This is a genomic window from Andreprevotia lacus DSM 23236 (genome assembly GCF_900176275.1).
GTDB lineage: Bacteria > Pseudomonadota > Gammaproteobacteria > Burkholderiales > Chitinibacteraceae > Andreprevotia > Andreprevotia lacus.
The window spans coordinates 263,565-281,925 of sequence record NZ_FWXD01000001.1 but is presented as its reverse complement, the minus strand read 5'-3'; the positions used below and the strand labels follow the sequence as shown (position 1 = coordinate 281,925).

Genomic DNA, 18,361 nt, shown 5'->3' with positions numbered 1-18,361 from the left:
CTGCAGCCCTGCAGCGTCAAGGAGACTTGCCATGAAAGCCACCACCTATACCCATATGCTCACCTCGTTCCATGAAGGCTGGGACGAACTGCACGAAGCCCACCCAACTGCATTCAGCTTCTTCATCAAACTGGTGCTGCCGCTGTCGCTGCTGCCGGTGTTGATGGTGCTGTATGCCGGCAGCCGCTACGGCCAGTACTACGGGCCCACAGTCAGCATGTCGCACTGGGAAACACTGGCGGTCGCGTTCTTTGTGGCCGAAATGCTCACCGTGCCCAGCATGGCGTGGATCATCCGCCAGCTGGCCCGCGCCCACAAAGCACGCAGCGACTATGACGGCAGCTATGCACTGGCCGCGATTGCTGCCGTGCCGATGTGGCTGTCCTCACTGACCCTGTTCGTGCCCTCGGTGCTATTCAACCTGGCCTGTGCCTTCACCGGCCTCGCCATGGCCTGCGCACTGGTCTATCACGGCATCCCGGCCATGCTGGGCAAGGAGCGTGATGAAGACGTGCGCGACATGACCTATCTGGTGATGTGGATAGGCGGCGGCGCTTGGGCGATTCTGTGTGCGATTCTGTCGATGCCGTTTTTCAGCGCCTGAGCACGACACATCAATAAAAAAGCGGCCACTGGCCGCTTTTTTATTGGTCAACACACGCTATACATCCTGCCCCTCGGCAATACCGTCACGCGCCTTGCCCTCCAGCGGCAGCATTAAATGCAGCGCGATGGCCAGCAGGCTGACCAAGCCCACGCCCACCATGTTGAAATCGCCAATCTTCACCGTCAGGCCACCGATGCCACAGGTCAGCACTACGGCGACGATGACGAGGTTGCGCGGCTGCATCAGGTCGACCTTGGCATCGATCATGGTCTTGAGGCCGATGCTGGCGATGGTGCCGAACAGCAACACCATGATGCCGCCCATCACCGGCATGGGAATGGACTGCAACACCGCGTTGAACTTGCCGAAGAAGGCCAGCACCATGGCCAGCGCTGCCGCCCAGGTCATGATCACCGGGTTGAAGTTGCGCGTGATCATCAGCGCGCCGGTCACCTCGGCATAGGTAGTGATGGGCGGGCCACCGATCAGGCCGGCAAAGCATACCCCCAGGCCGTCACCGGTCAGGGTGCGGTGCAGGCCAGGCTTGGCGGTGTAATCCTGCCCCGCCACCTTGCCCACCGCCATCACGCCACCAATGTGCTCGATGGCGGGCGCAATCGCCACCGGCAGCATGAACAGCGCGGCAGCCCAGTTCACCTCCGGGCTGACGAAATGCGGCATGGCGAACCACGGCGCGGCGATCACGCCATGCAAATCGACCACGCCCAGCAGGGCTGCGGCAACATAGCCAACGATCACCCCGCTGAGGATGGGCACCAGCCGCAGCATGCCACCGGCAAACACCGCCACCACGATGGTAGTCAGCAGCGAAATGCCGGCCAGCAGGATGGACGTGCCATACGGAATCAGCTGCTTGCCACCCGCCTGCCCCATGGCCATGCCGGATGCCGCGACGGCCACTGACATCCCGATCACAATGATGACGGGGCCGATCACCACCGGCGGCAAAATGCGCTCGATCAGCGCCATGCCGCGCCAGCGGACGATGGCGGCGACCACGAAGTACATGAAGCCGGCGGCAAACAGGCCGAACTGCGTCGCTGCCTGCCCCCAGGTGTGCATGGCAAAAATGATGGGCGCGATGAAGGCAAACGACGAGCCGAGGAAGATCGGCACCTGCCGCTTGGTCACCAGCTGGAACAGCAAGGTGCCAACACCGGCGCCCAGCAGCGCCATGGCCGGGTTGAGCCCGGTGAGCAGCGGCACCAGCACCAGCGCGCCAAAGGCGACGAACAGGATCTGCGCGCCGGATACCGCTGTTTTCAGCGTATGCAGCATGGGATTCTCCGAAAAAGGGGCTTACTCGCGGGCACATCAACCAGGAATGACGGCGCACGACGAGCGATGGACAAGAAGAAGCCGGGTAACCCCGGCTCTGCTGCGCTTATTTGTTGATGGTGCCGAATATCTTGTCGCCAGCATCACCCAGGCCCGGAATGATGTAGCCATGCTCGTTCAGGTGACTGTCGAGCGAGGCAGCAACGATGGGCACGTCAGGGTGTTTCTCGTTTACCAAGCGCACGCCTTCGGGCGCAGCCACCATCACGATGGCCTTGATGTCGGTACAACCCTTGCGCTTGAGCATGTCGATGGTGGCCACCAGCGAGCCGCCCGTGGCCAGCATGGGGTCGATGATCAGCGCCAGCCGGTCTTCGAGATTACCGACCAGCTTTTCAAAGTAAGGCTCGGGCTGCAGCGTTTCTTCGTTGCGCGCCAGGCCCACCACGCTGATCTTGGCCGAGGGCACCAGATCGAGCACGCCATCGAGCATGCCGATGCCGGCGCGCAGGATGGGCACCACGGTCAGCTTCTTGCCCTTGATCTTCTTCACGTTCACCGGCCCGCACCAGCCCTGGATCACATGATCTTCCAGCAACAGGTCGCGTGTGGCCTCGTAGGCCAGCAGCCGCGCCAGCTCTGCGGTCAACAGGCGAAATTTGTTGGTGCTGACCTCGGCCTCGCGCAGCAACGCGAGCTTGTGCTGCACCAATGGGTGATCGACAACCTGTATCTGCATGGGCATCACCCCCTATATTCAATCGGCTTCATTGTAGACAGCGGCATGAGATAGGCTATTGGAGAAATCAGTTAGCCACGCAGAAAAACGCCTGGTGTTATCGCCTGTGCCCCCCCTCGCACCTCATCGCCCCGCAAGGGACTGGGAGCACCCGAAACGTCATCTCTCGCCACTTGGCGCCATTCCCACAGTGCAGGGACCATGCACCAAGCGCAAGCATGCAGGGCATTTTGCTCACGCCAATCCGGTCGTCGTCAGCTGACCGGAGCCGCGGCATGCAGCGCAGAGCTGATACGCCCCACCCGATCAAGACCATGTGGAGCAAAAGTGTAATGGTGCTCTGCAAGCCTTGCCTTCATTGAAAAAGCCGTAAAAAAGCTTTAGAAACTATTAAGAACAGAGAATGAGTGAAGTCAATATGGGCAAGATGGTTCTCACGGTTGATGATTCCGCCACCATGCGGCAAATGGTGGCGTTCATCCTGAAATCGGCCGGCTATCAAGTCATGGAGGCCGCCGACGGAGAGAACGGACTGCGTGCATCCAAAGCACAGCAATTTGATCTGGTCCTCACTGACCAGAATATGCCTGGCATGGATGGACTCGCCCTGATCAAGGCATTGAGGGCACTGCCGCAATATGAAACAACCCCCATCCTGATGCTCACAACAGAAACAGGCGAGACCATGAAGGCACAAGGACGGGCAGCAGGTGCCACCGGTTGGCTAGTCAAGCCATTCGACCCACAAAAACTGCTGGATGTAGTGCAGAAAGTAGTTGGCTGACGAGCGGCAGCGTAGCGTCAACATGGGGCGGGCAGTACATGACCATCGACATTTCCAGGTTTGCGCAGACGTTCTTCGATGAGGCGCTTGAGCACCTTGCATCCATGGAGTCGTTGCTGCTTGCCACAAACCTGAACGCCCCCGATCCGGAAGACCTCAATGGCATTTTCCGCGCAGCACACTCCATCAAGGGCGGGGCGGCTACCTTCGGTTTTTCTGCACTCGCCGAAATCACGCATATTCTGGAAAACCAGCTGGATCGCGTACGCAAGGGCATCATGCCCTTGCGGGCCGATATGGTGGATACCTTCCTGGAAACCAGCGACCTGCTCAAGGGCATGGTGCAAACCTATCAATCCGGCGATGAGATCAGCCCCGCCACAACGGTAGATGCCTGCAGCAAGTTGCATGCGCTGGAAACTGGGGGAACTGCCGCCAAAGGCTGGCACTTGCAGCTGGTCGCACCGGGGATCAGCCATGAACGCCTGGCTGGGCTGGCCGTCACACTGCAGGGACAGGGTTGGCGTGCAGATCCGGATTTCCCCCGCGATCACGCCTTCATTTGTAGCTCGCAAGCATCAGCCGCCGAGCTGACCGCAGCATTGGGCGCCATATTGGCACCGCATGAATTTGTTTTGCGGCCATTTTCAATGGCAAGAGCAGCGCCGGTGCCGCTGCAATCCCGGGTTGCAGACCCCGGGGTGCATGAGAAAGAAAGCGGGACCAGGCTGTTTGAAGCTCGTCAGTCGCCAGGCCAGCTCGATCTTGCCAACGACATTGCGGAGGAGGACGAAAGCTATGGCTTGTTCTCCCCGCGAGGCACTCTAGCAGCAGCCAGCTTTGCCGCCAGCAGCGCAGCCGAAGAGGATGGTCCGCCCGTTGCAGCCGTGCCGGATGGCACCCGGCCGCCCCCCGGCGTTCCCATGCCCGAAGCGGCCATATTGCGTACAGCCTCGGCCAGCACCGAAAGCGGCTCGATTCGGGTCAGCACGGAGAAGGTCGATGACCTGATGAATCTGGTTGGCGAGTTGGTCATTACACAGGCCATGTTGTCGCAGCTGGCAGGCCAACTCGACCCGGCCATCAATGAATTGTTGCTCAATGGCATAGGCCAGCTTGAGCGCAACACCCGGGAGCTGCAGGAAGCAGCCATGTCCATCCGCATGATGCCTATCTCGTTCGTGTTCAACCGTTTTCCGCGCCTGGTGCGCGACACCGCGAGCAAGCTGGGCAAGCGGGTACGTCTTGCCATGCATGGCGAACAGACCGAGCTGGATCGCGGCCTGATCGAAAAGCTGTCGGACCCCCTGACTCATCTGGTACGCAATAGTCTCGACCATGGCATCGAGACTGCGGAGGTGCGCCGAGCCAAAGGCAAAGATGAGGTTGGCGCACTGACACTCAGGGCCTTCGACCAAGGGGGCAATGTCGTAATCCAGGTGGCAGATGATGGTGCCGGACTAAACCGTGCCAGGATACTGGCCAAGGCGCAATCGCAAGGCATGAAAGTGCATGATGGCATGTCTGATGGCGAGGTATGGCAGTTGATCTTTGAACCGGGCTTTTCCACCGCAGAAACCGTGACCGATGTTTCCGGGCGCGGCGTGGGCATGGATGTGGTGCGGCGGAACATTCAGGCCATGGGCGGCCGCATCGACATCGAGACCCGCACCGATATCGGCACGATCATCACCATACGCCTGCCACTAACGCTGGCCATTCTGGAGGGCATGGCAGTGCGTGTGGATGGTGAGGTTTATGTCATCCCGCTCGCCTTTATCATCGAATCATTGCAGCCAAGCAGCAATGAGCTGCGTACCGTCTCCGGCCATGGCCGGGTGCTCGCGGTACGCGAGGAATACATGCCGGTAGTCACACTGCAGCATGTCTTCGGGGGAGCACCCCGAGCGTGCGATAAAGGCTTGTTTGTCATCCTTGAAGCCGAATTGGGCAAGATCGCGCTGCATGTGGATGAGCTGATCGGCCAATACCAGGTGGTAATCAAGAGCCTGGAAACAAATTTCCGCAAGGTGGATGGCTTGTCGGGAGCCACCATCATGGGTGACGGCCGCGTTGCGCTGATCGTCGATATCGAATCACTGGTGCGCATCGCACTTGGCCGCACCGTGAGCGAAGCAGCCTGAGCCTGCGCAGGAGGAAAGATGGATTACATCAGCACAGCAAACGGCGCCGCCGAGTACTTGGTGTTCACCCTGGGGCTGGAGGAGTATGGCATCGACATCCTCAAGGTCCAGGAAATACGCGGTTATGACCACGTCACACGCATTGCCAGTACCCCCGAGTTCATCAAGGGGATCATCAATTTGCGTGGCATCATCGTTCCCATCGTCGATCTGCGCATCAAATTTGCACTTGGCGAGCCAGCTTACGACCAATTTACCGTGGTCATCATTCTGAACGTGGCTCAACGTGTCATCGGTATCGTGGTTGACGGAGTATCCGATGTCATTGCGCTAACCCGCGATCAAATCAAGCCGGCACCCGAGTTCGGCGCTCACCTGAGCACCGAATACATCCAGGGTCTCGGGGCGCTGGAGGAACGCATGATCATCCTTGCAGATATCGAGCGGCTGCTAACCAGCCGGGAAATGCAATTGACCGATGCGCTGGTTGAGGCTTCTTCCTGAGAGCCCGTCATGCGCCCTCGGCCCGTCCTCTGTGGATAACCGGCATCAAGATCCCGGCTGGCCGCGTTTTGGCAGGAACCTTGCTCGTTCGCAGACTGACCGGAAAATGGGCACCCTGCCTCAGCTGCGGAACATGAAATACACCGCCCCCAGCAAACACAACCCCGCCCAAACAAAATCCAGCTTGAACGGCTGCCCCATGTAGAACAGCGAAAACGGCACGAAGACCCCCAGCGTGATCACCTCCTGGATGATTTTGAGTTGCGGCAAGGTATACACGCCGCTGCCGATGCGGTTGGCTGGCACTTGCAGCAGGTATTCGAACAGGGCAATTCCCCAGCTGATCAAAGCCGCCAGCAACCACGTACGATCCTGTACGTGTTTGAGGTGCCCATACCAGGCAAAGGTCATGAAGACATTGGAAGCGATCAGCAGCAGGATGGTGATCACACCGGGTGGCAGGTTCATAAGGCGGCCAGCATAAGGTTTTGGTAAACTCCGCCAGTTTAATGGCACTTGCTGATTCACCGGAACCACACCCATGTCCGTGCGCTGCTTTCCCCGTCTTCGCCACACTGCGCTGATCGCCCTGCTGGCCTGCGCCTTTGCTCATGCCGGCGACGCCGAGGACATCCAGGTCTTGCTGCGCGGCAAGCAGTTTGCACAAGTACTGGACAAGGCCGACAAGTCGCTGGCCAAGAACCCGAAAGATGCGCAGATCCGCTTCATGCGCGGCCTGGCGCTGACCGAGCTGGGCCGCACCGACGAAGCCATCAAGGCCTTTGTGAGCCTGTCCGAGGACTATCCGCAACTGCCCGAGCCGTACAACAATCTGGCAGTGCTCTACGCGCAGCAGAACCAGCTCGACAAATCGCGCGCCGCGCTGCAGATGGCCATCCAGACCAACCCGAGCTATGCCATTGCGCATGAAAACCTCGGCGACCTCTATGCGCGCCTCGCCTCGCAGGCCTATAGCAAGGCGTTGCAGTTGGAAAACAACAACAATGTGCAGACCAAGCTCAAGCTGGTGAGCGAGCTGTTCAGCCAGAATGGCACGCTGCCCAGGATCGCACAGGCACCGGCCACCAAGCCGGGCAAAACCACACCACCTGCGCCGACCGTAGCACCGCTGCCCACCCTGCCGCCGGTTGCCACACCGGTACCGACCGCCAAGGCCGCCCCGACGCCGAAACCATTGCCGACGCTGGCTCCTGCCCCGACGCCGGCCCCGGTCGCCACACCCGTACCGGCCAAGACCGAAACCGCCAAGGGCGGCCACGATGCGGCACGCCAGCAAATCATCGCCGCCATCGATGGCTGGGCCACGGCGTGGAGCAACAAGAACGTGAACGGCTATCTGGGTGCCTACAGCCGCCAGTTCAAGGCGCCGGGCGGCCAGAAATTTGATGCATGGGCCAAAGACAGACGCGAGCGCATTAGCGCCCCAAAATCCATCGATGTGGAAGTCAGCGACGTGAAGATCGACTTCGTCGACGACGATACCGTCAAGGTACGTTTCCGCCAGAGCTACAAGTCCGAGCGCCTCTCGACCAGCACCGGCAAAACGCTCATCATGCAGAAATCGGGCAATCGCTGGCTGATCGTCGAAGAACGCGCCGGCGCCTAATCGGATAGCAGGCCAGCCACATTGAAGTCGTTATCCAGATGGGCCAAGCGGCTCACCAGTTTCACCGCCGTATTGCTGCTCGCCACGGCAGCACAGACCAACTTCGCCAGTTTTGACGCGCCGGCGCGCGCCTATCTGGGCGAAAAGCCCGGCCGTGCCCGCAATGGCACGCCCGAGCAAATGATTGTCGCAGCCATAGATGACATTCGTGCGGGCAAGATGGGCGACGCACGTGCCACCGTCGACGCGCTGCTGGACAAACAACCCAACTATCGGCTTGCCCACCTGCTGTCGGCTGATCTCTATGCCATGCGCGCGGTGCCGCTCGACAAGATCGGTGGCGCAGCCAGCGCCCCCGCCGACCGGCTGGAAGACCTGCGCCGCGAAGCACTGGTGCGCAGCAAGCGTGAAGCGGCCCCGCCGCCGCTGGATCAGCTGCCGGCACCGTTGCTGGTGATGTCGCCCAAACAAAAGAACGTCATCCTCGTCGATGCCGGCGCATCGCGCATCTATATCTACGCCAACAACAATGGCGTACCGCGCTACGTCACCGATTTCTACGCCACCATCGGCAAGCTGGGCATGGGCAAACAGGTCGAAGGCGACCAGCGTACGCCGCTGGGTGTTTACTTCGTCACCAGCCACATGCCACGCGCGCAAATGGACAAGACCATGGGCGCGCAGGCCGCGCTGTATGGCGTGGGTGCGTGGCCGATGTCCTACCCCAACGAGTGGGACAAACGCCTGGGCCGCACCGGCCACGGCATCTGGCTGCATGGCGTGCCCTACGACACCTATTCACGTGCCCCCTGGGCATCCAACGGCTGCGTGGCGCTGACAAATCCGGAAATGCTCGCCGTGGCCGACTACCTGCAGATCGGCACCACGCCGGTCGTCATCGTACCGAAGATCGAATGGCTGAATCAGGATGCCTGGCGCGCCCGCAACCAGGAAGCGCAACAGACACTGGATGGCTGGCGCAGCGCGTGGGAAAACCGCGATACACGCAATTATCTGGCCGAATACAGCCGTGCCTTCGTCAGCGAGGATGGCCAGTCATTCGACAAGTGGGCGGTTCAGAAAGCAAGCGTCAATGCCGGCAAGCTGTGGGCCAAGGTCAAGTTGGGTGACATCAGCATCTTTGCCACGGGTGGCGACAAGCCGATGTGGGTCACCACCTTCGAGCAGGACTACAGCAGCAACAACCTGAACAACCGCATGCGCAAGCGCCTGTACTGGCAACGTGACGACGCGCAGTGGAAAATCGTCTGGGAAGGCGCCGCCGGGGCGGGCTGAGCGCCTGAACACCCCTGCGCGCAATGCCTTCTTACCGGCTATGCTGCAAATGTAACTGCAGCCAGCTGGGAGGCGGGATGGCGACAAGATTCGCTTGGGCGCTGCTGCTGGTCGGAGCCCTGGCTTGGGGCGGCAACGTCCTGACCACCGACGAAATGCCACCATACAGCTTCCGCGATGCAGACCGGCAGATGCAGGGCGCAGCCTACGCACTGGTCACGGCGCTGGCAGCGCGTATCCCCGAGCCACCGATGCTGGACATCGTGCCTTGGGCCCGCGCGGTGGAAACCACCCGCAGCAATCCCGGCACGCTGATGTATCCGCTTGCGCGCACCCCGTCGCGCGAGTCGAGCTATTCATGGGTCATGCCATTGCTGACCGACGACATCGTGCTGGTATCCAAGCCGTCATTCATTGCCGACCCCGGCAAGCCGATGCGTGTCGGCGTAATGCGTGGCTCGGTCATTCAGGAGCTGCTTGGCCCGCAAGGGGTCATGCGCTGGGATGAGTCCCCCGATCAGTCCACCGCGTTCCGCAAGATGGTCGCAGGGCGCACCGATGCGTGGATCAGCACCCGCGAGGTGGCCGAATACATCATTCGCAGTGGCGGCGGCGATACCACGCAGTACCGTTTTTCCAGCCCGGTAGCGCGCGTGGTGCTCTATCTGGCTGCAAACCCCGCCTACCCGGCCGAACAGGCGAAGCAATGGCAGGCCGCAATGAATGCAATCCGGCAGGATGGCACGCTGGCGGCCATCAAGGCCAGATACGAAAAAGGGCCACTGATCGTGGCCCCTTGATGCTTCCGGGTTGCTATGCTTACAGCGTCAGACCACCAGTCACTTCAATCGCGGCACCATTGATGTAGCTGGCATCGTCCGACGCCAGGAAGGCGTAGACATTGGCGATTTCGGACGGCTGGGCCAGACGCTTCATCGGCACGCGGTCTTCCATGGCCTGGATGACCTTTTCCGGCATCGAATTCAGGATGGGTGTGGCCACAAAGCCCGGACAGACCGCATTGGCGCGGATGCCCTTCTTGCCCAGCTCCTTGGCCCAGGTCTTGACGAAGCCGATCACGCCGAACTTGGCTGCGGCATAGTTGGTCTGGCCGAAGTTGCCATACAGACCCACCACCGACGATGCATTCAGGATCACGCCGCCACCCTGCTCGATCATGGTATCCACCACGGCCTTGGCACAGTTGTAGACACCCTTGAGGTTGATGTCGATCACGCGGTCGAACTGTTCGTCGCTCATTTTATACAGTTGGGCGTCGGCCACGATGCCGGCATTGTTCACCAGTACGTCAATGCGGCCGAACTGCGCCTTCACACCCTCGACCATGGCAGCGATATGGGCCTTGTCGGTCACATCGACCACGTAGCCGACGGCAGTCGCACCGGATGCCGTCAGTTCGGACACCACGGTATCAATCCCGGCCTGGTTCACGTCACAGACCACCACCTTGGCGCCTTCGGCGGCAAACTTGATGGCGGTTGCATGGCCGATCCCGCTGGCGGAACCGGTAATGATGGCGACTTTATCCTTGAGTTTCATCGTTTGCCCCTGTTGGCCGCGTGCAATCGCACTAATACGAACTAGCATAGCGCCGATTGTGCGACGCAACAACGATGAATCGATGAAAGCGGGGCATGAAAGCGACACAAAACGCACCAGCATGACGCGCCGCCGCAACGATGTGGTGCGCGTCACCCGCATCGATGCGGCAGCACCACGCTGCAATCAAAAAGCAAAAATGCCCGTGCAGCATACGCTGACGGGCATCATTGAAACAGACTGGACAGGCTCACCGGCCCCGGTCATCCTTCTCGCAATCAGATCGCAGGGATACTCTCAGGAATTGGTATCGGCCTGGTATTGATCAAGCAAGGTGCGGCAGTCAACAATGCGCAGGTCGTTGTCGCGCGCAAAAGTCATGATGAAATCGAATACACGCGGGTCGATTTTTTCCAGTTGCTTGTCGACGGCAACGCAACGCACGTTGTCGAGCACCATGGGGCGCACATAGGGCGCGTAGGACAGCTTCTGGTCAAAACCGAAGGTGGAGAGGATGCCGGACAGGCGTTCGGCCCAGTCACTGGGGCGGAACTCGCGACCGTTGCTGGTGATCCCTTGAATGATGATTTCGTACGGATTACAGATCATGGGGAGCTCGAACCGGGCGGCATCTCAGAATTGCTTCAAACGCGGATTATACACTGCCCCCCTGCTGCGATGCGATAAAAAGCACCATCGTCCGGAACAACGGCCCGCCCATGCCCTCAGGGCTTGCCGGCCATACCCAAATGGTTGAATAATGTGGGTTTTTCCACAAAATCGCCGCCCCGCAAGGACGCGCGCTAGACGCCTATGCGCCATTACCTGCAATTTTCCGACTTCACTCGCGAAGAATACGACTACCTGTTCGAGCGCACTCGCATCATCAAGCAACGCCTGAAGAGCGGCCAGCTGTATCAGCCCTTCATCGGCAAGGTGCTGGGGATGATCTTCGAGAAGTCGTCGACCCGTACGCGTATCTCGTTTGAAGCCGGGATGGCGCAGTTCGGTGGCCATGCGATGTTCATGCAGAGCAAGGACACGCAACTGGGCCGTGGCGAGCCGATCGAGGATGTAGCCAAGGTGATGAGCCGCATGGTCGACATCGTGATGGTGCGCACCTTCGAGCAAAGCATCATCGACCGCTTTGCCGAGAACTCGCTGGTGCCGGTCATCAACGGCCTGACCAACGAATACCATCCGTGCCAGATCATGGCCGACATCTACACCTATATCGAGCGTTTCGGCTCGATCGAGGGCAAGACGGTGGCCTGGATCGGCGACAGCAACAATGTGTCGCGTACCTGGCTGCAGGCAGCCAAGATTTTCAACTTCAAGCTCAACCTCGCCTGCCCGCGTGGCTATGAAATGACCGTGCTGGATGGCCAGAGCTATGGCGGCGAGCACTTCGAGCAGTTCTACGACCCGTACAGCGCTGCGCGCGATGCCGATATCGTCACCACCGACGTGTCGACCTCGATGGGCTTCGAGCGCGAAACGCTGCAACGCAAGAAGGACTTCATCAATTACAAGGTCAGCGAGAAGCTGATGCTGCAGGCCAAGGCCAATGCCATCTTCATGCATTGCCTGCCGGCCCACCGTGGCGAGGAAGTCGATCCGGAAGTGATCGATGGCCCGCAATCGGTGGTGTGGGATGAAGCGGAAAACCGCATGCACACGCAGAAGGCCGTGATCGAATACCTGCTGCTGGGCAAGATCGAGGATTGAGCACTTGAGCATACTGGGCGTCACCGACCTCGCCACCTATGTATTGGGCACCATCGTCATCATCCTGACGCCGGGCCCCAATTCCATGTTCGTGCTCACTACGGCGAGCAAGAACGGCGCGCGCACCGGCTTTGCCGCTGCCGCCGGGGTGTTCTGTGGTGATCTGGCCCTGATGCTCGCCGCCGCGCTGGGCGTGGCGTCGTTGATGCAGACCTACCCGCTGGCATTCGATTTCGTCCGCTATGCCGGTGCAGCCTATCTGGGCTATCTGGGTCTGAAGCTGCTGCTATCGCGCACCGGCAAGGCCGATGAAGCAGCCGTAGCGCAAGCGGCCGGCCCGCAGCGGGCCTTCCGGCAGGCGCTGTCGATCTCTTTGGTCAATGTGAAAGCCATTCTGTTTTTCATGGCGTTCTTTCCGCAGTTCGTCGATCCGCACTATCCGCACGTGGTGCTGACCTTTGCCACGCTGGGGATCATCGTGCAGGTGACCAGCATGGCCTATCTCACCCTGTTGATTCTGGCTGGCAGCCAGATCGTGCGCCGTCTGGCACAGCGACGATGGCTGGCGAGTCTGGGCGCCAAGCTGACGGGATTATTGTTCGTAAGTTTCGGCCTGCGGCTCGCCACCAGCAGGTAAAGCCCCACTGGCGGCCAACGTCGTCGGCGGGTAAATCAGTTAAGCAGTACAAGTATCGGCACTATCGTTCCGCCGCCACGCCAGTAGCGCGGCGGAGCTGACCAGCATCTGGCTTTTGATTTGGGGAATTCCATGTCTGACGTGAAAAAAGTCGTTCTCGCCTACTCCGGCGGTCTCGATACTTCGGTGATCCTGAAATGGCTGCAGGATCAGTACCAGTGTGAAGTGGTGACCTTCACCGCCGACCTCGGCCAGGGCGAGGAGCTGGAACCGGCACGCCAGAAGGCGCTGAAATTCGGCATCAAACCGGAAAACATCTACATCGACGACGTGCGCGAAGAATTCGTGCGCGACTTCGTGTTCCCGATGTTCCGTGCCAACACCGTCTACGAAGGCGAATACCTGCTGGGCACCTCGATTGCCCGCCCGCTGATTGCCAAGCGTCTGGTGGAAATCGCCCGTGATACCAAGGCCGATGCCATCAGCCACGGCGCCACCGGCAAGGGCAACGACCAGGTGCGCTTCGAGCTGGGTGCCTATGCGCTGATGCCGGAAGTGAAGGTCATCGCCCCGTGGCGCGAATGGGATCTGCTGTCGCGCGAAAAGCTGATGGCCTATGCCGAAGCCAACGGCATCGAAGTGGACATGAAGCACAAGAACGGCGGCGCGCCGTACTCGATGGATGCCAACCTGCTGCACATCAGCTTTGAAGGCCGTCACCTGGAAGACCCGAAGGCCGAAGCCGAAGAAAGCATGTGGCGCTGGACCGTGTCGCCGGAGCAGGCACCGGACGCGGCCGAATATGTCGATCTCGAATTTGAAAACGGCGATGTGGTCGCCATCAACGGCATCCGCCTGAAGGCGCACGAAGTGCTGGCCAAGCTGAACGAGCTGGGCGGCAAGCACGGCATCGGCCGTCTGGACCTGGTGGAAAACCGCTACGTCGGCATGAAGAGTCGTGGCTGCTACGAAACCCCGGGCGGCACCATCCTGCTCAAGGCGCACCGTGGCATCGAGTCGATCACGCTGGACCGCGAAGTGGCACACCTGAAGGACGACCTGATGCCGCGCTACGCCAGCCTGATCTACAACGGCTACTGGTGGAGCCCGGAGCGCAAGGCGCTGCAAGTGCTGATCGACCATACCCAGGCCCGCGTGAACGGCTGGGTACGCGTCAAGCTCTACAAGGGCGGCGTGAGCGTGGTGGCGCGCGACTCCAAGGACACCCTGTTCGACCAGACCATCGCCACCTTCGACGATGACGGCGGCGCCTACAACCAGGCCGACGCCGGTGGCTTCATCAAGCTGAACGCACTGCGCATGCGCATTGCCGGCAAGAAAGGCCGCTAAGCCCTGCCCCGGCCGCACCCTGACCGGGTGCGGTCTTTTCATGTTTTCGGGATAGAACCATGTCCGTGCTGACCGCACTCGCCACGATGGACGAAGAAGCATTTACCACGCTCTCCGTCAGCATTCTGTGCACCGGCCTGATCGCCTATATGTGCTTCATCATCTACAAGCTGGCCAAGGATTCCAAGGCCGGCAAGTATGGCACCATCGTGCTCGCCTTCGTGCTGGGGCTGGGCATGCTCGGTTTTATCGCCAAGACCATCCTCACCCAAATCCTGCAAAAATAAGAGAAATCCATGAGCCAGTTCGATAACGTCTCCGTCGTCAAGCAAGCCAACGTCTACTTCGACGGCAAATGCGTGAGCCACACCGTCATCCTCGCCGATGGCACCCGCAAGAGCGTCGGCGTCATCCTGCCGTCCAAGCTGGTGTTCAACACCGGCGCACCGGAAGTGATGGAGCTGCTGGCCGGCAGCTGCAAGGTCACGCTGAAGGGCGAGACCGAAGCCAAAACCTACAGCGGCGGCCAGTCGTTCGACGTACCGGGTGACTCCAGCTTCGACATCGAAGTGACCGACACCCTGCATTACGTCTGTCACTTCGGTTGAGCGCCTGACTGACTCTGGCCACCGGCATCCGCCGCGCATAAGCGACATCAAGCCCCCGGCACGGCCGGGAGCCCACCTGTGGCGAAGCGCGGTGCAGCCGCGAGGCAAAGCCCATGACCACGGTGTTCACGCATGCGCTGGTTGGCGCCACGCTGATACGCTGCCTGCCGGCGCGCTGGCGCTCGCCCCGGCTGTACGATCTGGCGATCGTCGGCGCCATGGCGCCTGATCTGGACGTGCTGTCGTTCCGGCTGGGCATCGCCTATGCCGATGACTTTGGTCATCGCGGTGCCATGCATTCGTTGCTGGCGGCATTGTTGCTCGGCCTGCTGTTGGCGTTGCTGCATGCCGGGTTGCGCGGCCGGGCTCCGTTCCGCGTCGCCTGGGCTGCGCTGTTTGCTGCCGTGGCCTCGCATGGCCCGCTGGATGCGTTGACCAACGGCGGTGAAGGTGTCGCGTTCTTCTGGCCATTCAGCAGCGAACGTTTTTTCTTTCCCGTCACGCCGATTGCCGTTTCACCCATCGGCGCACACTTTTTTTCCTCGCGCGGGGCGCATACGCTGATGAGCGAAGCGCTCTGGGTAGCGCTACCCTGTTTGCTGCTGTGGCTGGGCCTGCACCTGCGCGACAAGACCAAGGAATAATCATGCCCTCTTTCGATATCGTTTCCGAAATCAACGAAGTGGAAGTCCGCAACGCGGTCGAGCAGGCCAACAAGGAAGTCGGTACCCGTTATGATTTCAAGGGCTCGGATGCGCGCATCGAGCAGAACGACAAGGTGCTGACGCTGTTTGCCGACAGCGACTTCCAGCTCGAGCAGGTCAAGGACATCCTGATCGGCAAGCTGTCCAAGCGTGGCGTGGATATTCGCTGCCTGGACGAGGCCAAGCTGGAGAAGGTCTCGGGCAACAAGGTCAAGCAACTGGTCACCATCAAGACCGGCATCGAAAGCGATCTGGCCAAGCGCATCGTGCGCGAAATCAAGGATTCCAAGCTCAAGGTGCAGGCGGCCATCCAGGGTGACGAAGTGCGTGTGTCCGGCGCCAAGCGCGACGTGCTGCAGGAAGCCATCGCACTGGTACGCAAGGCCATCGACGATTTCCCGCTGCAGTTCCAGAATTTCCGCGACTAAACTGGCACAGGCGGCCCGACTGTTGCATTGCCGCAAACAAGCACGGGCCGCGATGCGTTTCACAGCAGATTCTAATACTTGCCGGCGGCCAACCCGTTAAACTGACCCGATGCGCTCACCGTACCTGTTCTGGTCCAGTCGTCAGTCGGCCGTGATTTCACTGGTCGGGGCGCTGTTCGGCCTGGGCATGGTATTCATCCTTAGCTACCAGGTCAGCAGCTCGTACAACGCCGAGGTACAACGCTCACGCCAGGGCACCGAGACACTGGCGCAGGTACTGGAGGGGCAGCTATCGTCGGCACTGCGTGAAACCGATCTGGTGCTGCACGATCTGGCGCAGCGGCTGAACGAGGCCGATGTGGCCAAAGCCGACCTGGGCGAGACGCGCAACAAGGAGCTGCAGGGCCTGCTGCTCGACAAGCTGGCGCTGATCCGCCAGGCCGACAACATCGCACTGGTGAACCCGCAAGCAGCAATGACACACCGCGCGCTGGATACCACCGGCGGCGAAGGGCTGATCGACCGCGATTACTTCGCCATGATCCGCGACAACCCCTTCCAGGAGCGCGTCTATTCACGGCTGGTGGTCGCCAACGATGCGCAGAAGCAAGGCATCGTGGTGGCGCGCCGCTACGAAAAGAGCGACAACCAGTTCGGCGGCCTTGTCGTCGCCAGCCTGACCACGCAATACTTCGACCGCCTGCTGGGCACCATAGACGTGGGCCACAACGGTAACATCCTGCTGCTTGATGACCATATGGGCATCATTGCCAGCTACCCCAAGCGCAAGAACGCCGCCGTATTCAAGCCGGACGCCAATATGGTCGCCCAGCTGAACAATGGCAGCCTCACCGGCACGCAGCTGGTACAAAGCCGTACCGATAGCGCCACACGCCAGACCAGCTACCGGCTGATTGCCGGCACGCCCTTCGTGATCATCGTCAGCGTATCGTCCGAGGACTATCTGGCGCACTGGCGCGATGCCACCATCTATTACCTGCTGGGCGGCGGTGCACTGCTGTGCATGGCTTTGCTGATGACCTATTTCTTCTGGCGCTCGCACCGTCTGGCACGCAATCTGCAGCAGAAGGAAATCAAGCTCAACGCCAGCGAAGCGCGCTTTCGCCAGATGATCGAAACCACACCGGTGGCACTGGTACTGGCCAAGCTGCCCGACTATTTCATCACCTATGTGAACCAGCGCGCGGCCGACCTGTTCGATATGCCGCAGGCCGCGGCGCTGTCGATGCGTGCATTCGAGCTGTACCTGAACCGGCTCGACTTCATGGATCAGGTGGAGCGCCTGCACGACGGCAAGACCATACGCGCAGTGGAAATGCGCCTGCAGCGCCATAGCGGCGAGCCATTCTGGGGCAGCGTATCGCTGTCGGAAGTGAACACCAGCGAGAGCAGCACGGTGGTACTGGGCATCGTTGACATCACCGAGCGCAAGCAGATGGAAAGCGAGCTGCAGCGCCGTGCCACTACCGACAGCCTGTCCGGCCTTTATAACCGCGCGCATTTCATGGAAACCGCGAATCAGGAGCTGGCGCGCGCGCAGCGCTACGCCCGCCCGCTCAGCCTGCTGATGGTCGACATCGACCACTTCAAGCGCATCAATGACACCTATGGTCACGATGTGGGCGACAAGGCGATCCGTGCGCTATCCGACATCTGCAGGGGCGTGCTGCGCGACGTCGATCTGCTGGCACGGCTGGGTGGCGAGGAGTTTGCCGCACTGCTGCCGGAAACCCCGCGTGCGCAGGCCTTCAACGTGGCCGAGCGGCTGCGGCTGGCCATCGAGGCCAACTGCATCATCACCGACGATGGCCAGGAGGTACGCTTTACCTCCAGCATCGGCATTACCGAGCTGCGCGCGAATGATCCGCTGGTGGATGATTTGCTCAAGCGTGCGGATACCGCGCTCTACTACTCCAAGCACCACGGCCGCAATCGCGTGAGCATTGCCGAAGAAATCGACGAGCACGGCAACACGCAAGTTTGACCTTGCGCAAAACCAGCCGCGCCCGATGCGCGCATGCTGTCAACATACAACGTTGACTGGAGCGCCATCATGGAAAACACCCCACTGGAAACACTGTTCACATCCGACATCGGGTTGCTGAGCCTGTTTACCATCGGCTTCGTGATTGCCATGGCCGGCTATATCGGCTGGTTCGTGCACAAGAACGTGATCAACGCCAAGGTGCCGCAGGAAGAAAAGCACGACCATTGAGCGCTTGCCGCATGGCAAATGCCCATTGCCAGGCATGCATGGCACAAACACCTGGCAGAACGTAGAGCACCGGCGCTGACCGCAGCATGGCCGCGCCCGGACGCCCCGCC

At 60.5% G+C, this 18,361-nt stretch carries 22 protein-coding genes; 17 read left to right on the top strand and 5 right to left on the bottom strand.

Annotated elements, in window-relative coordinates; translation table 11 throughout:
- Positions 1 to 31: 31 nt before the first annotated feature.
- On the top strand, positions 32 to 604 hold the full coding sequence (locus tag B9A19_RS01465) for a YIP1 family protein (RefSeq protein ID WP_084088750.1): 573 nt from the start codon (positions 32 to 34) through the stop codon (positions 602 to 604).
- Positions 605 to 661: 57 nt separating this feature from the next.
- On the opposite strand, the gene B9A19_RS01460 is transcribed toward B9A19_RS01465, so the two are convergent.
- Entirely contained in the window at positions 662 to 1,906 is a 1,245-nt protein-coding gene (locus tag B9A19_RS01460; protein ID WP_084088749.1) for a uracil-xanthine permease family protein, read from the bottom strand.
- A gap of 106 nt (positions 1,907 to 2,012) precedes the next feature.
- Positions 2,013 to 2,645, bottom strand: a complete 633-nt coding sequence (upp, locus tag B9A19_RS01455; protein ID WP_084088840.1) for a uracil phosphoribosyltransferase — start codon at positions 2,643 to 2,645, stop codon at positions 2,013 to 2,015.
- Between the two features lie 403 nt (positions 2,646 to 3,048).
- Here upp and B9A19_RS01445 point away from each other — a divergent pair, with 403 nt between their 5' ends.
- Genes B9A19_RS01445 through B9A19_RS01435 form a run of 3 tightly spaced genes read left to right on the top strand, consistent with a single transcriptional unit; the run spans position 3,049 to position 6,077 of the window.
- Positions 3,049 to 3,429, top strand: a complete 381-nt coding sequence (locus B9A19_RS01445) for a response regulator (protein WP_245804235.1) — start codon at positions 3,049 to 3,051, stop codon at positions 3,427 to 3,429.
- 38 nt (positions 3,430 to 3,467) lie between these two features.
- On the top strand, positions 3,468 to 5,573 hold the full coding sequence (locus B9A19_RS01440) for a chemotaxis protein CheW (RefSeq protein WP_084088746.1): 2,106 nt from the start codon (positions 3,468 to 3,470) through the stop codon (positions 5,571 to 5,573).
- Between the two features lie 18 nt (positions 5,574 to 5,591).
- On the top strand, positions 5,592 to 6,077 hold the full coding sequence (locus B9A19_RS01435; protein WP_084088745.1) for a chemotaxis protein CheW: 486 nt from the start codon (positions 5,592 to 5,594) through the stop codon (positions 6,075 to 6,077).
- 120 nt (positions 6,078 to 6,197) lie between these two features.
- On the opposite strand, the gene B9A19_RS01430 is transcribed toward B9A19_RS01435, so the two are convergent.
- Positions 6,198 to 6,620, bottom strand: coding sequence for a DMT family protein (locus B9A19_RS01430; RefSeq protein WP_245804234.1), 423 nt, complete (start codon positions 6,618 to 6,620; stop codon positions 6,198 to 6,200).
- Between B9A19_RS01430 and B9A19_RS23215 the strand changes: the two genes are divergently transcribed.
- From B9A19_RS23215 to B9A19_RS01415, 3 genes are all read left to right on the top strand, one after another.
- Positions 6,619 to 7,704 carry a nuclear transport factor 2 family protein gene (locus B9A19_RS23215; RefSeq protein WP_084088744.1) on the top strand — a complete coding sequence of 362 codons (1,086 nt, stop codon included), beginning with the start codon at positions 6,619 to 6,621 and terminating at the stop codon, positions 7,702 to 7,704. The two genes, B9A19_RS01430 and B9A19_RS23215, sit on opposite strands and share 2 nt — an antisense overlap.
- A 21-nt stretch (positions 7,705 to 7,725) precedes the next feature.
- Positions 7,726 to 9,000, top strand: a complete 1,275-nt coding sequence (locus B9A19_RS01420) for a L,D-transpeptidase family protein (protein ID WP_139798582.1) — start codon at positions 7,726 to 7,728, stop codon at positions 8,998 to 9,000.
- Positions 9,001 to 9,077: 77 nt separating this feature from the next.
- Positions 9,078 to 9,800, top strand: coding sequence for a substrate-binding periplasmic protein (locus B9A19_RS01415; protein WP_176216729.1), 723 nt, complete (start codon positions 9,078 to 9,080; stop codon positions 9,798 to 9,800).
- A gap of 19 nt (positions 9,801 to 9,819) precedes the next feature.
- Here the strand turns inward: B9A19_RS01415 and B9A19_RS01410 are convergent, their stop codons facing one another.
- Positions 9,820 to 10,560 (bottom strand): beta-ketoacyl-ACP reductase, encoded by a 741-nt coding sequence (locus tag B9A19_RS01410; protein WP_084088741.1) that lies wholly within the window; start codon positions 10,558 to 10,560, stop codon positions 9,820 to 9,822.
- Positions 10,561 to 10,618: 58 nt separating this feature from the next.
- On the opposite strand from B9A19_RS01410, the gene B9A19_RS21915 reads away from it, so the two are divergent.
- Positions 10,619 to 10,885, top strand: coding sequence for a hypothetical protein (locus tag B9A19_RS21915; protein ID WP_139798581.1), 267 nt, complete (start codon positions 10,619 to 10,621; stop codon positions 10,883 to 10,885).
- Here B9A19_RS21915 and B9A19_RS01405 read toward each other — a convergent pair.
- Positions 10,858 to 11,169: a DUF3579 domain-containing protein gene (locus B9A19_RS01405; protein WP_084088740.1), complete on the bottom strand. Its 312-nt coding sequence runs from the start codon at positions 11,167 to 11,169 to the stop codon at positions 10,858 to 10,860. The genes B9A19_RS21915 and B9A19_RS01405 overlap by 28 nt on opposite strands.
- 204 nt (positions 11,170 to 11,373) lie before the next feature.
- Here B9A19_RS01405 and argF point away from each other — a divergent pair, with 204 nt between their 5' ends.
- From argF to B9A19_RS01360, 9 genes are all read left to right on the top strand, one after another.
- A complete protein-coding gene (gene argF, locus B9A19_RS01400) occupies positions 11,374 to 12,288 on the top strand; it encodes an ornithine carbamoyltransferase (RefSeq protein ID WP_084088739.1) in 915 nt (304 codons plus the stop codon).
- Positions 12,289 to 12,292: 4 nt separating this feature from the next.
- Positions 12,293 to 12,925, top strand: a complete 633-nt coding sequence (gene leuE / locus B9A19_RS01395; RefSeq protein WP_084088738.1) for a leucine efflux protein LeuE — start codon at positions 12,293 to 12,295, stop codon at positions 12,923 to 12,925.
- A gap of 132 nt (positions 12,926 to 13,057) precedes the next feature.
- On the top strand, positions 13,058 to 14,275 hold the full coding sequence (locus B9A19_RS01390) for an argininosuccinate synthase (RefSeq protein ID WP_084088737.1): 1,218 nt from the start codon (positions 13,058 to 13,060) through the stop codon (positions 14,273 to 14,275).
- A 59-nt stretch (positions 14,276 to 14,334) separates the two neighbouring features.
- The gene (locus B9A19_RS01385; RefSeq protein ID WP_245804233.1) at positions 14,335 to 14,562 is read left to right on the top strand and encodes a DUF2788 domain-containing protein; all 228 of its coding nucleotides are present in this window, start codon (positions 14,335 to 14,337) and stop codon (positions 14,560 to 14,562) included.
- 9 nt (positions 14,563 to 14,571) lie between these two features.
- The gene (gene ppnP, locus B9A19_RS01380; protein ID WP_084088736.1) at positions 14,572 to 14,883 is read left to right on the top strand and encodes a pyrimidine/purine nucleoside phosphorylase; all 312 of its coding nucleotides are present in this window, start codon (positions 14,572 to 14,574) and stop codon (positions 14,881 to 14,883) included.
- A 113-nt stretch (positions 14,884 to 14,996) separates the two neighbouring features.
- Positions 14,997 to 15,527: a metal-dependent hydrolase gene (locus B9A19_RS01375; protein WP_084088735.1), complete on the top strand. Its 531-nt coding sequence runs from the start codon at positions 14,997 to 14,999 to the stop codon at positions 15,525 to 15,527.
- 2 nt (positions 15,528 to 15,529) lie between these two features.
- The gene (locus B9A19_RS01370) at positions 15,530 to 16,015 is read left to right on the top strand and encodes a YajQ family cyclic di-GMP-binding protein (protein ID WP_084088734.1); all 486 of its coding nucleotides are present in this window, start codon (positions 15,530 to 15,532) and stop codon (positions 16,013 to 16,015) included.
- A gap of 109 nt (positions 16,016 to 16,124) precedes the next feature.
- Positions 16,125 to 18,020 (top strand): sensor domain-containing diguanylate cyclase, encoded by a 1,896-nt coding sequence (locus tag B9A19_RS01365; protein WP_084088733.1) that lies wholly within the window; start codon positions 16,125 to 16,127, stop codon positions 18,018 to 18,020.
- A 69-nt stretch (positions 18,021 to 18,089) separates the two neighbouring features.
- The gene (locus B9A19_RS01360) at positions 18,090 to 18,251 is read left to right on the top strand and encodes a DUF3149 domain-containing protein (protein WP_139798580.1); all 162 of its coding nucleotides are present in this window, start codon (positions 18,090 to 18,092) and stop codon (positions 18,249 to 18,251) included.
- Positions 18,252 to 18,361: the final 110 nt, after the last annotated feature.

Bases quoted from the DNA above. Each gene is read 5' to 3' on its own strand.
- B9A19_RS01465 (WP_084088750.1), top strand. From the start codon at position 32: ATGAAAGCCACCACCTATACCCATATGCTCACCTCGTTCCATGAAGGC.
- B9A19_RS01460 (WP_084088749.1), bottom strand. From the start codon at position 1,906: ATGCTGCATACGCTGAAAACAGCGGTATCCGGCGCGCAGATCCTGTTC.
- upp (WP_084088840.1), bottom strand. From the start codon at position 2,645: ATGCAGATACAGGTTGTCGATCACCCATTGGTGCAGCACAAGCTCGCG.
- B9A19_RS01445 (WP_245804235.1), top strand. From the start codon at position 3,049: ATGAGTGAAGTCAATATGGGCAAGATGGTTCTCACGGTTGATGATTCC.
- B9A19_RS01440 (WP_084088746.1), top strand. From the start codon at position 3,468: ATGACCATCGACATTTCCAGGTTTGCGCAGACGTTCTTCGATGAGGCG.
- B9A19_RS01435 (WP_084088745.1), top strand. From the start codon at position 5,592: ATGGATTACATCAGCACAGCAAACGGCGCCGCCGAGTACTTGGTGTTC.
- B9A19_RS23215 (WP_084088744.1), top strand. From the start codon at position 6,619: ATGTCCGTGCGCTGCTTTCCCCGTCTTCGCCACACTGCGCTGATCGCC.
- B9A19_RS01430 (WP_245804234.1), bottom strand. From the start codon at position 6,620: ATGGGTGTGGTTCCGGTGAATCAGCAAGTGCCATTAAACTGGCGGAGT.
- B9A19_RS01415 (WP_176216729.1), top strand. From the start codon at position 9,078: ATGGCGACAAGATTCGCTTGGGCGCTGCTGCTGGTCGGAGCCCTGGCT.
- B9A19_RS01410 (WP_084088741.1), bottom strand. From the start codon at position 10,560: ATGAAACTCAAGGATAAAGTCGCCATCATTACCGGTTCCGCCAGCGGG.
- B9A19_RS01405 (WP_084088740.1), bottom strand. From the start codon at position 11,169: ATGATCTGTAATCCGTACGAAATCATCATTCAAGGGATCACCAGCAAC.
- argF (WP_084088739.1), top strand. From the start codon at position 11,374: ATGCGCCATTACCTGCAATTTTCCGACTTCACTCGCGAAGAATACGAC.
- B9A19_RS01390 (WP_084088737.1), top strand. From the start codon at position 13,058: ATGTCTGACGTGAAAAAAGTCGTTCTCGCCTACTCCGGCGGTCTCGAT.
- B9A19_RS01385 (WP_245804233.1), top strand. From the start codon at position 14,335: ATGTCCGTGCTGACCGCACTCGCCACGATGGACGAAGAAGCATTTACC.
- ppnP (WP_084088736.1), top strand. From the start codon at position 14,572: ATGAGCCAGTTCGATAACGTCTCCGTCGTCAAGCAAGCCAACGTCTAC.
- B9A19_RS01375 (WP_084088735.1), top strand. From the start codon at position 14,997: ATGACCACGGTGTTCACGCATGCGCTGGTTGGCGCCACGCTGATACGC.
- B9A19_RS01370 (WP_084088734.1), top strand. From the start codon at position 15,530: ATGCCCTCTTTCGATATCGTTTCCGAAATCAACGAAGTGGAAGTCCGC.
- B9A19_RS01365 (WP_084088733.1), top strand. From the start codon at position 16,125: ATGCGCTCACCGTACCTGTTCTGGTCCAGTCGTCAGTCGGCCGTGATT.
- B9A19_RS01360 (WP_139798580.1), top strand. From the start codon at position 18,090: ATGGAAAACACCCCACTGGAAACACTGTTCACATCCGACATCGGGTTG.